Consider the following 13,809-nt stretch of genomic DNA (forward strand, 5'->3'; position numbering starts at 1 on the left):
CGGGCGGGCGGCCGCGGTGGCACCGCCATCCTGTGAACCCGAAGCGGCGGGCTTGGGCGTGGGGGGCACCTTGCTGCGCAGCGCGGCCTCCACGTCATTGGAGCGCCAGCCGAAGTGCTCCGCGAGGGCGGAGAAGAGCGACGCGCGCACCAGTCCTACGGGCACCTGTGCCGCCACGGGCTTGAGCCGCTCGAGTGCCGCCATCTTCTCCTCGAAAGACGCCCCCTTGCCCTGGGGGAGCAGGGAGGCGAACAGGTACGCGGTGAGCGGTTGCGCGCTTTCCAGCAGCAGCTCCACGCCTTCCGCTCCCTCTCGACGCGCGAAGACGTCTGGATCATCCCCCTGGGGAAGCAAGGCCACCCGGGCGGTCGCCCCGGCGGCGAGCAGGGGACCGGCGAGCCGCTCCACCGCCGCGATTCCAGCCGAGTCCCCGTCGAGCAGGAGCACCAGCTCCCGGGCCTCGCCGCGCTTGAGCACCTGCATGTGGCCCGGGGTGAGGTTGGTGGAGCACAGCGCCACCGCGTGGCGCACGCCCACCTGATGCAGGCCGATGCAGTCGAAGTAGCCCTCCACGAGGACAGCGGACTTGCGCTTGCGGACCTCGTCGCGCGCCTGGTCCATGCCGAACAGCGTGTCGCTCTTGTTGAAGAGCCGCGACTCGCGCGAGTTGAGGTACTTGGGCCCTTCCTCGGCGCCGACGAGGCGGCCACCGAAGGCGATGGGGCGGCCCTCGGGAGCGCGGATGGGCACCATCAGCCGGCTGCGGAAGAAGTCGTAGCAGCCGTCTCCGGTGTTTCGCTTGAGCACCAGCCCGGCCTTCATGGCCCACTCCAACATGCCTGTCTTTTGACAGCGCTCCGCGAGCAGGCTCCAGGCGTTGGGCGCCCAGCCCAACCCGAAGGACTGCGCCGTCTCTTCCGACACGCCGCGGCTCGCGATGTAGGCCCGCGCGGAGCGGCCTTCGTCCTGCCAGAGGATGGAGCGGAAGTGCTCGGCGGCCAGGTCCGTGGCCTCCTTGAGCTGCTGGCGCTCGCGCATGCCGGGGTCCTGCTGCGCCTCCAGGTCGATGCCCAGCTCGCGCGCCAGGTCCCTCACCGAGTCGAGGAACGTCTTGCCCAGGTAGCGCTGGACGAAAGACACCGCGTCCCCGCTCGCCCGGCAGCCGTGACAGAAATAGAAGTTCTTCTCCGGCACCACGTAGAAGGACGGCGTCTTCTCCTGATGGAAGGGACAGCGCCCCTTCCACTCGCGGCCCGCCTTCTTCAGTTCCACATGTCGGGAGATGAGGCCCACGAGGTCTACACGCTCGAGGACTTCCTGGATCTTGTGTTCCGGGATCATGTCGGCCACCCCTCGTCCCGCACCTGGGCGGGCGCACTCCCGACATCCTGGCAGCCGGGCCTGACGTCGCCCGTCTGGTCGCCAACCCGCTGGATCACCCCGCCCACGAGGGCGAAGGACCGGCGGCGGGGGGCGAATGGGAAGGCTGGGGACACGTTGGGGCTCCTACGGCCCGACGGCGCCACCCCTGGGGGGGTAGGGGCGCACGGCGGACTGGCCCTGGCACTTAATGACGGGGAGACGGGGGAGCAAGTTTCCGCTCACCCCAATCCCATCCACCCGAGGGGTCGCGGGAGCAAGCGAGCGACCCCGAACGGGTGGGAGACGACTTCAGCCGAGCTTCGCGAGCTGCGCCTTGACGGCCTCGGAGATGGCCTTGCCCTCGGCCTTGCCCTGGATCTTGGGGGTGAGGTTCTTCATCACCATGCCCATGTCCTTGGAGCTCTGGGCACCCACCTCGGCGATGGCGGCCTGGACGGCGGCGGCCAGCTCGTCGGGGGTGAGCTGCTGGGGGAGGTAGCTCTGGAGGACGGCGATCTCCGCCTCTTCCTTCTCCGCCATCTCCGGCCGGTTGCCGGCCTTGAACTGCTCCACGGAGTCGCGACCCTTCTTGATGAGGCCGGCGACGACGGTCAGCACACCCGCGTCATCGAGAGCGGACGCACCGGGCTCCACTTCCTTGTACTTGATGGCGCTCTTGATGGCTCGAATGACCGTGGTGCGCAGCTCGGTCTTGGACCGCATCGAGTCCTTCAGGTCCGCGTCGAGCCGTTCCTTGAGGGTTGCCATATATGCGACTCCGCTGGGTGGTGGTTCGGGGGGACTGGACGACGGGAGCCAGGGCACCTGACTGCTGGAGGGCGCCCCGGCTCTCACGCCGGCCTCGCGACTAGAACGACTTGCGGGCCTTCTTCACCGCGCGCTTCTTGGCGGCGAGGGCCTTCTTCTTCCGCTTCACGGAAGGCTTCTCGTAGTGCTCGCGCTTGCGGATCTCGGAAAGGATTCCGGCCTTTTCAGTGGCCTTCTTGAAGCGCTTGAGAGCGCTTTCAATGGATTCACCCTCTTTCACTCGGATACCGGGCATGAGTTCACCTCCTTCCGCCATGCGTCAATGTGTGTGTACCTCAAAAGGGGAGCGGGTATGTCCTAGCGGGGGCCAAAACGCAAGGACGCAGGAGGGAAAAGCCCGGGGCGGATGCACTACACTGTCCGCTGCGTGAGCCCTGCCCTCATCCTGATGGTACTGCTGGCGACCGGTCAGCGTGGCGGCACCGGGACGACCGACTGCTGGAACTCCTGCCAACGGCACGTGGCCGAGCGGGCCCTGCGAGCCCGGGTGTGTGGGGCCTGTCTGTCCGGCGGACGGGTGGACTCCTGGGTGGCGTCGCTGGGCAACATCCGGCCCGCGCCCCGTGACGCGCTGGCGTCCTCTCGCAAGGACGAGGACTGGCGCGTGCGCTGGGCCTCGGTGCGCGCGGAGGCGAAGGGGAAGGGGTTCTCCGAGCGGCGGGTGCTGGCGGAGTGGGTGGCCAGCACGCCCCCGTCGTCGGACCTGCAGGCCTGTCTCACCGCCGCTCGCGCCGCCGCGGAGGCGGATCAATCCTCGGCGACGTTCCTGCGGGATGCGGGCGCGCGGGGGCCGGAGGCGGCGGCTCGGGTGTGGGCTCGCCGTGAGGCCATCCGTCAGGCGCTGGAGGTGGAGCTGTACGCGGAGGATCCGCGCTCGCGCGGGGCGGCGCTCGGCCACCTGGGCGTGTTCCTGGGGCGCAAGCCGGCGCGGCTGCTGCTCGATGCCACGGCCACCCGTCCGGAGAGCAGTGACGCCATTGGCGCCGCCGCGCTGAAGGCCGTGGCGCTGCGGCAGCGCACGTCGGTGGGCCGCCTGTTGCTGGAGGAGGCGAAGCCCGTGGACGAGGTGCTCGTGAATCGCCTCTTCGCTGTGTACTCGCGGGAGCTGGAGGCGCTGCAGCCGGAGCTGACTGCGCCCGAGCCCCGTCGCCGGGACTCGGCGGTGCTGTCGCTGGGCGTCTATGGCCCCCTGGCCCGCAAGGAGTTGGAACGCGCGCTGGAGGACGCGGATCCGAAGGTGCGTGGATCCGCCGCTCGGAGGATGGCGGAGTCGGAGGGCACGTCGCTGCGCGTGGCCGCCGAGCGTCGGGTGGAGGGCCGCGACGCCGCAGTGTCCAAGCCCTGGCTGGAGGCCATGGTGCGGGAGAAGGGCTGTGCGGGCTTCTTCCTGGACGTGGCGAGCGACCCGAGGATGCCCGCCGAGCTGCGGGGCCAGGCGCTGGCGTCGCTGGCGGACTGCCGCGAGAGCGAGAACGAGCGGGTGCAGACGCTGTCGCCGTACCTGCGTGACTCGCGGCCCGTGATTCGCGCGGGGGCGGTGCGGGTGCTGGGCTCGCTGTCCTTCCGGAATCCGGAGGTGATGGATGCCACCACTCGCGCGCTGGAGGACGACGCGCCGGAAGTCGTGGCCGCCGCGCTGGCGGTGGTCGCGGGCCAGCGCCAGTCGACGCGAGGGGACACCGTCGCGGAGCTGCTCGGCTCGGAGCACCCGGTGGTGCGCGCCGCCGCGGCCCGGGCGTTGGAGGCCATTGGCCGCGCGGGCCACGTGAAGGCCCTGGCCTCCTGCCTGCGCGAGGATCCGGTGTCCGAGGTCCGCGTGGCCGCGGCGCTCGCGCTGGGCCGACTGGGTGGGCCGCATGCCGCCGCCGCGCTGTCGGACGCCGTGGCCCGGGACGCGGACACCCATGTCCAGCACGTGTCTCGCGAGGGGCTGCGGCGGCTGGGCTTCGGGAACTGATCCGCGGCGCCAGGCGGGGTGGCTGCTTGCGGGCGACGTCGGCGCGGTGTGGCTGCTCCGCGCCCTTCCTCAGGGACCGCTGATGGCCTTGGCGTCCGAGCGGTTTCGTCCCGCGCGCTTGGCCCGGTAGAGGTACTTGTCCGCCGCGGCGATGAGGTCCTCGGGCTGGGAGAAGTCCGAGTCCAGCAGCGTCGCCACGCCCAGGCTGATGGTCACCTTGATGGGCGTGCCGCCGAAGACGAAGTCCGCCTTGTCCACCGCGTACCGGCAGCGCTCGGCGCAGGCGAGAGCCTGGTCCTCGGCGGACTCACGCAGCATCAGCGCGAACTCCTCGCCGCCGTAGCGCGCCAGGAGGTCCTCGGTGCGCACCGTGTCGCTGACCCGCTGGGCGATGCGCGTCAGCACGTAGTCGCCCGCCGGGTGCCCGTACGCGTCGTTGATCTTCTTGAAGTGGTCCACGTCGAACAGGACCAGCGACAGGTTCACCCGGTGGCGCAGGCAGTAGCTGAACTCCTTGCGCACCGTCTCCAGGAAGTACTTCTTGTTGTAGACGCGGGTGAGGCCGTCGCGAGTGGCGGACTCATAGATGCTGCGCTGGTACTGCTCCTCCAACTCGTCCTGGATGGAGAACTTGAGGACGGTGTTGGAGCCGATCTGGATCTTGTCGCCGTCGTAGAGCGGGGCGGCGTTGACCTTCAGGCCGTTGAGGTACGTGCCGTTGGTGCTCGCCAGGTCCACCACCTGGAAGCGCCCGTCGCCCAGCGCCACCACCTTGGCGTGCTTGCGCGAGATGCCGTCGTCCTCCACCTGGAACTGCGCCTCGGAGCTGCGCCCCAGCACGACTTCAGAGCGGTCCAGCTTGAACATCCGGCCGATACCCGCCGCGGACTTGGCGCTGATGACGATCAGATAGGCGCTCTGCCGCTGGCCGTTGCCCAGCAGGTCCGAAATGGAATGGACGGAAGTTTTCTCCTCGGACATCGCGATACCCATCTTAAGGGCCGTTTTTTCATGGCGGCAAGCATGCTGCCGGCTTCCTTGCCGACAACCCTCGCCAGGGTTGGACTCACCGCGTCGGTTTGTGGCGCCGCTGACCCAGGGGTTCGACTGTCTTGCGTCCGACGGTCAGCTCTCCCGCCACCGGTGTCTGGATGAAGCGCGCCAGCGCCTCGGGAGAGCGGGGATGGTAGGCCAACCCCTGCATCAGCTTCACCAGCGCCGCCGAGGGCGTCAGGTCCGCCCCGCCCACGGCCCCCTGGGCCAGGGACGCCGCTCCAGATTCGTACAGACTGAGATCCACCCCGTTGCGGTGGGCCTGACTCACCACGACGATGGGCACGCCCCGCTCCCGGGCCTGGATGAACAGGGGCATGAGCGAGCGCCCGAGGGCCGGGTCGATGGGGAAGTTGCCAGCGCCGTACGCCTCCAGCACCAGGCCCCGGACGTGCGGCAGCAATTGAAGGGGCAGGGCGGGATCCAACCCCGGGTAGACCTTCAGGAGGAAGACGCGCGGATCCAGCTTCTCGTAGAGGCGGAAGGGGCCCTTGGGCCGCAGGCCCGGTTCGAAGGTCGCGTCCACGCCCAGGGTGCCCAGCACGGGGCAGTTGGGGCTCTCGAAGGCGTCGTACTCGGACACCTTCACCTTTCGCGTGCGGTTGCCCCGATAGAGGTGCGAGTCGAAGCAGATGGTGACCTCGCGCGGCCCCTGGAGCGCGGACAGCACCGCGTCGATGAGGTTCAGCCGCGCGTCCGAGCGCACCTCTCCCAAGGGGCGCTGGGAGCCCGTCAGCACCACGGGGCAGGGCGGGTTGCGCAACATGAAGGACAGCGCGCTGGCCGTGTAGGCGAGCGTGTCGGTGCCATGGGTCACCACGGCCCCGTCGAAGTCCTTGAGCTGCTGGTGCAGGTGGGTGGCCATCCGCCCCCACAGCTCCGGCTGCATCTCCGAGCTGTCCAGGTTGCTGAAGAGCTGCAGCTCGATGTCCGCGAGCTGGAAGAGCTCCGGGACGCGGGCCTTGAGCGTCTTGAAGAAGGCGGCGGGGCGCAGGGCGGAGGGCCGACCACCGGCCATCCCCAACGTGCCACCGGTATGCAGGAGCAGGACTCTGGGCATGAGCAAGGAGGCTCCTGCCAAGGCTTGCGTTGCTTTACAAGCCCCGCGAGCGTGGCTAAGACCCGCCGCGTGCCCCTCTCCTGCTGGAAGCGTGTCATTCCCCTGCTGGCCGCCATGGCGCTGACCGGCTCGGGCTGCAAGAACCCGGAGGGCTCCGCGCCCGCCTCGAATCCGGCCCCGGCCGCCACTCCGGCTCCCGCCGCGACGCCGCCGCCTCCTCCGGCCCCGCCCGCCGCCGCCCCGACGGACCCCGCCGCGGCCCTCTCCGGCATCCCCGGCATGGACTTCTCCTCGCTCTCCGCCGCGTCCAAGCGGGAGCTGGCCACCGTCCTGAGCGACGAGTTCTGCTACTGCGGCTGCCCGCACACCCTGGGCGCCTGCCTGAAGTCGCACAACACCTGCCGCCACGCCAAGCGCATGGCCCGGGTGGCCGCGCGCATGGTGTCCGAGGGCAGCCCCGCCACCGAGGTCATCGTCCAGCTGTCCCAGTACTACGGCGCCTTCCGCGAGCAGCGCGCCCAGTTCAAGGTGGATGACCGGATGTGCATGGGCGCGGCGGCCGCCCCGGTGACGGTGGTGGAGTTCTCCGACTTCGAGTGCCCCTACTGCGCCAAGGCCCGGCCCGTGCTGGAGGCCTTCGCGAAGAAGAACCCGGTGCAGGTGCGCTTCTGCTACCTGCCGTTCCCCCTGGCCAACCACGTCAACGCGCTGCCGGCGGCGCAGGCGGCCCTGTGGGCGAGAGACCAGGGCAAGTTCTGGCAGATGCACGACGCGCTCTTCGCCCATCAGGAGAACCTCAAGCCGGAGGCCCTGCCCGCGCTGGCGAAGGAGCTGGGGCTGGACGGCGCGAAGCTGGCGGCGGTGCTCAAGTCGGACGCCTACAAGCAGGAGCTGGAAGGCTTCCGCAATCAGGGCCGCTCGGCCGGACTGTCGGGGACGCCGACGGTGTACTTCAACGGACGCGCGCTCGACTTGAGCTTCATCCAGGACGACCTGCTCAACCACAGCCTGGAGGATGAGCTGGAGTGGGTGACGAACAAGAACGCCTGGGCGGCTGACTGACACGGAGATGACGCAACGGTTCCGCATCGACGCGGGGCAACTCGTCCCCGAGGATCGCCAGAGCCCCTCTCCGTTGGCGGGGCGGTCGGGGACGTACGCGCTGATGCCCACGGCGCCGGACCTGCTCGTCTTCGCCCGGGGCCCGTCCGAGGGCGGCACCATCGCCGCGCCGCGCGTGGTGCTCTCCGGTGACGCGGGCGGCTTCCCGCTGTCGGACCTGATGGCCTTCCTCAGCCAGTCGCGGTGGAGCGGCATCATCCGCGTCCACTCCCCTGGCGGCGAGCGCTCCGTCACGTTCCGGGACGGCGAGGTGCGTGGCGCCTCGTCGGATGACCCGGCGGACCGGCTGGGCGAGGTGCTGGTGCGCCTGGGCTACGTGGACCGCACGCAGGTGGAGGCCGCGCTCAAGGGCCAGCCTCCGTCCAAGGTGGGCCGCGCGCTGGTGGAGAAGGGCTTCCTGCAGGCACATGACCTCTTCAAGTGCGTCACGCATCAGGTCAGTGAGATCTTCCACGCCATCGTCCTGTGCCGGGAGGGGAGCTTCTTCCTCATCGACCAGCCGGTGGACGAGAAGGCGAGCCACTCCATCCAGCTCTCCACCCAGAGCCTGCTGATGGACAGCATCCGGAAGATCGACGAGATGGCGCACTTCCGGAAGCGCATCCCCCACGGCCGGCTGTACGTGGCGCGCAAGCGCGGCTCGGACGGGAAGCTGGAGGAGGATGAGGACCGGGTGCTGGGGCTGCTCGACGGCCGGCGCACCATCCTGGACCTGGGCCACGCCGCGCGCCTGTCCGAGTTCGACATCACCAAGGTCGTCTACCGGCTCTTGGAGGGCGGCTTCGCGTCGCTGACGGACAAGCCGCTTCTCGTGCCGGCGGGGCCTTCGCCTGTGGTGGGGCCCACGGGGGCGCAGGCTCCGGCCACGCCCGCGCCCGTGGGGACGACAGGGCGTCCTGTCGCGAGCGCCGCTCCGACGGTGGACCCTCGCCCCGTGGCGCGCGTGTTCAACTTCATCTTCCGGGAGATTCGCGACGAGGTGGCCAAGCAGGGCATGGACCGCGAGTTCATCGCCGCCGCCAACGCCGCGCTCTCCGGACAGGCGCTGTCGTCCTCGCCGGTGCTGGAGGGCCTGGCCTTCCAGTCGGACGGGAGCCTGGCCGAGCCCAAGCTGATGGACGCCTTCGAGCGGCACCGCGCGCAACTGGGCAGCGAGCCGCTGGCGTCCTTCAAGCAGGCGCTCAGTGACGTGATGTTCTTTTTGCTGTTCCAGGCCGGAGAGCTTCTGGAGTCGCGCGCGGACGAGGACCTTGCCCGTCGCGTGAAGGAGCTGCTGGCGACGCTCGAGGGGCCGTGACGACGGATTCGGATTGGCCGCGGTTGACGGCGGATGTTCCTGGTTGTGGTGGTGCCTTCAAGCTGGTTCCCGAGGACTTCGAAGTCGAGGAGCTTCCCGCCTATCAACCGTCGGGCGAGGGGGAGCACCTCTACCTGTGGCTCGAGAAGCGCGGCCGGGACACGCGTGAGGTGGTGCGCGCGCTGGCCGCGTCGCTGGGCGTGTCCGAGGACGATATCGGCGTCGCGGGCATGAAGGACCGGCAGGCCGTCACCCGGCAACTGCTCTCGGTGCCCGCCCGCGCGGAGGCCCGACTGGGGGAGTTCGCGCTGGAGGGCGTGCAGGTGCTCTGGTCGAAGCGGCACGGCAACAAGCTGCGCACCGGGCACCTGCGGGGAAATCGCTTCAAGCTGCGCCTGCGTGGAGTGAGTGACGTGGGCGCGGCGCGCGAGTGCTTCTCGCGGCTGTCGGCCGGCGGCGTTCCCAACTACTTCGGGGAGCAGCGCTTCGGTCGCGCGGGCGACAACGCGGACCTGGGGCGCCTCTTGGTGTTGGGGCAGCGGCTGCCGAAGCGGCCCGAGCGCTTCCAGCGCAAGCTGTACCTGTCCGCCTTCCAGTCGCGCATCTTCAACCGGGCGCTCGCGGAGCGCGTGCGTTCCGGCACGCTGTCCACCGCGCTGCTCGGTGACGTGCTGCGCAAGGAAGAGACGGGCGGCCTCTTCGTGTGCGAGGCGCCGGACGTGGATGGTCCTCGCGTGGCCTCGTTCGAGGTGAGCCCGGCGGGGCCCCTGTTCGGCCCGAAGATGACGGCCGCGACGGGCACGGTGGGCGAGTTCGAGGCAAGCCTGCTGGTGGGAGAGGGTGTCACGCCGGATGACTTCAAGCGCGGTGGGGGCGAGACGGAGGGAGGGCGCAGGCCGTATCGCGTTCGCCTGGGCTCACCCGAGCTGACGCCTGATGACGAGGACTTGTGGCTCGCGTTCGAGCTGCCTCGGGGCGCTTACGCCACCGAGGTCCTCCACGAATTGCTCAAGGACGACTGAGGCACTCTCGCGGGGTTGATGCCCTCGTGCGAAGCCTCGTGAGCGGCGTCCGCGCGAGGTCCTTCGCGGCTGCTTCGCACGGAAGGCGGAGTCGACTCTCGTGCGAGGAGCCTGGGCGCGGGGACCCGCGTCCCCTCGGTCGTCGCGCGCCCGTGCCGACCGACCCCCTGAAAAGCGAAGCGCCTCCTCGGGACTGTGCCCGGGAGGCGCTGGGCTGCTTGCCCCGGCCTTGAGGTGGCCGGGGCGGGCGGGCTACTGCGTGACGATGTTGAACTCCGTGCGGCGGTTCTGCGCGCGGCCCGCCTTGGTGGTGTTCGGCGCGATGGGACGCGTCTCGCCGAAGCCCACCGCTTCCATACGGCCCGGGTCGATGCCCTTGCGCAGCAGTTGCGCCATCACCGCGTCGGCGCGCTTCTGCGACAGCTTCAGGTTCGACTCGTCCTTGCCGAGCGAGTCCGTGTGGCCCTCGATGCGGACCTTCTGAATCCAGGGCGCATCCCTCAGGGCCGACGCCACGTCCTCGAGGATGGCGGTGCTCTGCTTGCCGATGATCTTCGCGGAGCCGGACCCGAAGAGGATCTGCTTCTTGATTTCAATCCGATCCTTCTTGATGACGACGTTCTTGTACTGCTTCGGGCAGCCGCGCTCTTCCTTCGTGCCGGGCGCATCCACGCACGCGTCGAGCCGGTCCACCACGCCGTCATTGTCCGTGTCCTTGTCCGGGCAGCCGCTGTTCTCCGGCGGACCCGCCTCGTTGGGGCACTTGTCCTGCGCATCCGCCAGGCCGTCCGCGTCGTTGTCCAGGTCCGGGCAACCGTCCTCGTCCTGGAAGCCGTCCTTGTCCTCGGGCTCGTCCGGGCACTTGTCCTGACCGTCGTTGACGCCGTCCCCGTCCTTGTCCGGGCAGCCCATGTTCGTCATGGAGCCCGCCTCGTTGGGGCACTTGTCCTGCGCGTCGACGATGCCGTCGTTGTCGTTGTCCAGGTCCGGGCAGCCGTCCTCGTCCTGGAAGCCGTCCTTGTCCTCGGGCTGGTCCACGCACTTGTCCAGCGGGTCGACGATGCCGTCCCCGTCGCGGTCCTTCGGCGCCTCGGCCGGGCAGCCCTGGTTCTCCGCCACTCCCGCCAGCTCCGGGCACTTGTCGTTCGCGTCGAGCACGCCGTCGTTGTCGTTGTCCGCGTCCGGGCAACCATCCTCGTCCTGGAAGCCGTCCTTGTCCTCGGCCTGGTCGGGGCAGGGGTCGTCCTTGTCCAGCACGCCGTCCCCGTCGCTGTCCGTCTCCTCGATGCGGACCACGACCTGGGGCTGCTGCGGCTTGGCGTCCGTGGGCTGCTGGGGCTGCTGGGGCTGCGGCGCCTCGGGGCGCTCACGCACCAGCACCTGGCGCGGGCCGCAGTTCTTCGACAGCTCCAGCGCCCGGTCCACCGCCGTGTCGGCGACGCGGACGTGGGAGGCGGCGCGACCGCTGTTGCCCTGGCTCAGCTCCCCCTTGGCGAAGTCGAGGTAGGCCTCGGCGGTGGCCAGCTCCACCGGGGCGCAGCGCAAGGCACCGCTGCGGCGGGCCCGCTCGACGTCCGCGGCGAGCACCTGGGTGTCCGCGCGAATCTTGCTGCCGCTCACACAACTGGCGGCCAGGAGGAGGGACAGCAGCGCTGCAAGGGAGGGACGCGTCATCGGGAGCGCTCGGTGCGTCACGGGTTCGGGGTCCGTTCGCCGTTGTCGGAATCGCCCGCCACGGACATGGCCTTCTCGCGGGCCTCGTTGGCGAAGCGGGAGGCCTTCACCGCGAAATCCACCCCGGCCTGGTAGTCGGAGTAGCCAACCTCCTCGCGAGCCTTCTCCAGATACAGGTTGGCGGCGGTCCACTCGTACGGAGCCAACTTGTCGGCTCCGGCCGTGCGTGCGGCCTGAATCTGGACTTCGGCGTCGAGGATGTTCGCGGTGGACTTCACAGGGCCGCATGCGGCGAGCGCCCCCGCCACCGCCACCAACACCGTCAGCTTCTTCATAGGGTGGCGCCTCTAGAGGAGGGAAAGAGGCATCGGTCGTATCAATCGCCTCTTGGGGGGTCAAGAATCGGGCAGACCCCGTTGAAGCGGGGGGCCGGCCGGCGGCGGGGACTTTGACGGCAGGCGCCGCCCTTGCCATCGTCGTCCCCCCGTGCGCCCGTCCGTCCTCTCCGCCCGCTTCCTGTTGCTGCTCGCGCTGCTCCTCCCCCCCCTGGCCCTGTCCGCCCAGGCGTCCGCCGCGAAGCGTGGCGAGCGCCGCGCCGAGACGGAAAAGGTCGTTCAGACCGTCATCCAGGGTGGGGCCGTCGCCGCCGCCGTCTCCCGGCTGCGCTACCTGCGCGAGGAGCCCTACGCGGCCGAAATCATCACCGACTCCCTCCGCCGGGTGCTGGAGGAGCGGGTCCGCCGCAACCTCGTCGCGGTGCTGGCGGGGCTGGACACGCGCTCCGCGGAGTCCTCCCTGGTCCGCCTCGCTGGCGATGGCGACAGCACGGTGCGCATGTATGCCGCGCAGGGCCTGGCCAGGCTGAAGAGCCGCAACGTCCAGGTGCTGGTGCCGCTGTTGGCCGACAAGAGCAGCGGGGTGCGCCGGGACGCGGCCCGGGCCCTGGGGGCCTCTCGCAACCCGAAGATGGGCAAGCCGCTGATGGCCGCGGCCAAGGAGGAGCAGGAGCTGGAGGTCCGCGCCATCATGCTGGCCGCCGCGGGCGAGACGGGCGACGCCAAGCAGGTGAAGCCCCTCAAGGAGTACCTGACGAACGACTCGGAGAGCACCCGCTTCGCCGCCGCGCGAGGCCTGTGTCGCCTGGGCTCGCCGGAGGGCTTCGCCTTCGCCAACAAGCTGCTCGGCGCGGAGGACCGCTTCGTTCGCCGGCAGGGACTGGAGCTGTTCGAGGGCGTCGCCGCCAAGAAGGCCACCCCCGCGCTCAAGCCGCTCCTGGAGGACAAGGACCGGGCCCTGGCCGCCGGCGCGGCGCGCATCCTCTACCAGGGTGGAGACGGCACCATGCTGGACTGGTTGGTGCTGGCCTCGTGGAACGCCAAGGGCGACGAGAAGCTCTCGTACGAGAAGGAACTGGAGACGCTCCAGCTCCAGGATGACCGGCGCAAGGCCATCCTCCGAAGGGCGGGCGTGGCGCAATGACGTGGGCGGTGGTGCTGGCCGCGGCGCTCGTCACCCAGGCGACGCCAGCCTCCTCGAAGAAGGACTCCGCCACGCCCGGCGCGGACCGGATTCTCGACTCCGGCTCGCCCGCGGCCCAGGCGGCCACGGCCGCTCCCCCGCGGCCCAACGGCTGGACGGGCCTGGACGCGAGCGCCTTCGCGGCCCTGGTGGCGGAGTCCGCCAACGCGCCGTTGACCGAGCGGCTGCTCACGATGAGCCAGCGCTTCATCAACACGCCCTATGTCCTGTCCCCGCTGGGCGAGGGCTCGGGGGTGGACCCGGATCCGACGTTCCGGTTGGACGCGGTGGACTGCCTCACCTTCGTCGAGCAGTCCCTGGCGCTGGGGCTGGCGCACACGGAGCCGGAGGTCGCCCCGCTGCTGGAGCACATCCGCTACGCCCAGGCCCCGGCCTATGAGGATCGCAACCACCTCATGGAGGCGCAGTGGCTGCCCAACAACGTCCGCAAGGGCTTCCTGCGCGACGTGACGCGCCGCTTCGGTGGCGAGGACGCGGTGGCCGTCACGAAGACGCTGACGCCGCTGACGTGGCAGTCCCGCTCGTCCCAGGCGCTCCAGCTCCCCAAGGAGCGGCAGCCGGTGGGCACGTTCGGGATGAACATGATTCCGCTGGAGCGGGTGATGGAGCACGCGCGCTCCATCCCCTCCGGCACCATCCTCGTGGTGCTGCGCGAGGACCTTCCGCTGAAAGCCACCCGCGTGACGCACCTGGGCTTCGTGGTGCAGCGCAAGGGCCGCACCTACCTGCGCCACGCCTCGCGCGGGGGCTACAACCGTGTCGTGGACGAAGATTTGGAGACCTTCCTCGGCCGCAACTCCCGCTACGCGAAGTGGAAGGTCACGGGCGTGAGCCTCTTCGAGGCCCGCCGCCCGGAGTCCGCTTCGCCTGGCGCCGTCGTCCGCTCGCCCTGATG

13 protein-coding genes are annotated in these 13,809 nt (G+C 70.0%); 6 read left to right on the forward strand and 7 right to left on the reverse strand.

Annotated features, from left to right (window positions below):
* The 3 genes from dnaG to rpsU all read right to left on the reverse strand — a co-directional run.
* Nucleotides 1-1,341: DNA primase (gene dnaG, locus HUW62_RS07575; protein WP_176434020.1), on the reverse strand; the 1,341-nt coding region annotated here is incomplete at its 3' end.
* A 330-nt stretch (nt 1,342-1,671) separates the two neighbouring features.
* Nucleotides 1,672-2,130, reverse strand: coding sequence for a GatB/YqeY domain-containing protein (locus HUW62_RS07580; RefSeq protein WP_163861723.1), 459 nt, complete (start codon nt 2,128-2,130; stop codon nt 1,672-1,674).
* 100 nt (nt 2,131-2,230) lie between these two features.
* Nucleotides 2,231-2,425 (reverse strand): 30S ribosomal protein S21, encoded by a 195-nt coding sequence (rpsU, locus tag HUW62_RS07585; RefSeq protein WP_002614080.1) that lies wholly within the window; start codon nt 2,423-2,425, stop codon nt 2,231-2,233.
* Nucleotides 2,426-2,536: 111 nt separating this feature from the next.
* On the opposite strand from rpsU, the gene HUW62_RS07590 reads away from it, so the two are divergent.
* Nucleotides 2,537-4,147, forward strand: coding sequence for a HEAT repeat domain-containing protein (locus tag HUW62_RS07590; protein WP_176434021.1), 1,611 nt, complete (start codon nt 2,537-2,539; stop codon nt 4,145-4,147).
* 69 nt (nt 4,148-4,216) lie between these two features.
* On the opposite strand, the gene HUW62_RS07595 is transcribed toward HUW62_RS07590, so the two are convergent.
* Nucleotides 4,217-5,128, reverse strand: coding sequence for a GGDEF domain-containing protein (locus HUW62_RS07595; RefSeq protein ID WP_141644120.1), 912 nt, complete (start codon nt 5,126-5,128; stop codon nt 4,217-4,219).
* Between the two features lie 85 nt (nt 5,129-5,213).
* Nucleotides 5,214-6,260 carry an asparaginase gene (locus HUW62_RS07600; RefSeq protein ID WP_163861728.1) on the reverse strand — a complete coding sequence of 349 codons (1,047 nt, stop codon included), beginning with the start codon at nt 6,258-6,260 and terminating at the stop codon, nt 5,214-5,216.
* A gap of 51 nt (nt 6,261-6,311) precedes the next feature.
* Between HUW62_RS07600 and HUW62_RS07605 the strand changes: the two genes are divergently transcribed.
* From HUW62_RS07605 to truD, 3 genes are read left to right on the forward strand one after another with little or no spacing between them, the layout of a single operon-like run.
* Complete coding sequence (locus HUW62_RS07605; RefSeq protein WP_368670361.1) at nt 6,312-7,322, forward strand: DsbA family protein; 1,011 nt, start codon at nt 6,312-6,314, stop codon at nt 7,320-7,322.
* A gap of 7 nt (nt 7,323-7,329) precedes the next feature.
* On the forward strand, nt 7,330-8,679 hold the full coding sequence (locus tag HUW62_RS07610; protein ID WP_163861731.1) for a DUF4388 domain-containing protein: 1,350 nt from the start codon (nt 7,330-7,332) through the stop codon (nt 8,677-8,679).
* The gene (truD, locus tag HUW62_RS07615) at nt 8,676-9,701 is read left to right on the forward strand and encodes a tRNA pseudouridine(13) synthase TruD (RefSeq protein WP_176434022.1); all 1,026 of its coding nucleotides are present in this window, start codon (nt 8,676-8,678) and stop codon (nt 9,699-9,701) included. Before HUW62_RS07610 ends, truD begins: the two co-directional genes overlap by 4 nt.
* 252 nt (nt 9,702-9,953) lie before the next feature.
* Here the strand turns inward: truD and HUW62_RS07620 are convergent, their stop codons facing one another.
* Together HUW62_RS07620 and HUW62_RS07625 are read right to left on the reverse strand one after the other, a co-directional pair.
* Complete coding sequence (locus tag HUW62_RS07620; RefSeq protein WP_163861736.1) at nt 9,954-11,375, reverse strand: OmpA family protein; 1,422 nt, start codon at nt 11,373-11,375, stop codon at nt 9,954-9,956.
* A gap of 17 nt (nt 11,376-11,392) precedes the next feature.
* Nucleotides 11,393-11,710, reverse strand: a complete 318-nt coding sequence (locus HUW62_RS07625; RefSeq protein ID WP_163861739.1) for a DUF4398 domain-containing protein — start codon at nt 11,708-11,710, stop codon at nt 11,393-11,395.
* Nucleotides 11,711-11,861: 151 nt separating this feature from the next.
* Between HUW62_RS07625 and HUW62_RS07630 the strand changes: the two genes are divergently transcribed.
* Both HUW62_RS07630 and HUW62_RS07635 read left to right on the forward strand, forming a co-directional pair.
* Nucleotides 11,862-12,854, forward strand: a complete 993-nt coding sequence (locus HUW62_RS07630) for a HEAT repeat domain-containing protein (RefSeq protein ID WP_163861741.1) — start codon at nt 11,862-11,864, stop codon at nt 12,852-12,854.
* On the forward strand, nt 12,851-13,807 hold the full coding sequence (locus HUW62_RS07635; RefSeq protein WP_176434023.1) for an N-acetylmuramoyl-L-alanine amidase-like domain-containing protein: 957 nt from the start codon (nt 12,851-12,853) through the stop codon (nt 13,805-13,807). The genes HUW62_RS07630 and HUW62_RS07635 overlap by 4 nt, the downstream gene beginning before the upstream one ends.
* Nucleotides 13,808-13,809 lie beyond the last annotated feature (2 nt).

The organism is Myxococcus sp. AM011 (assembly GCF_013372595.1).
Taxonomy (GTDB): Bacteria; Myxococcota; Myxococcia; order Myxococcales; family Myxococcaceae; genus Myxococcus; species Myxococcus eversor.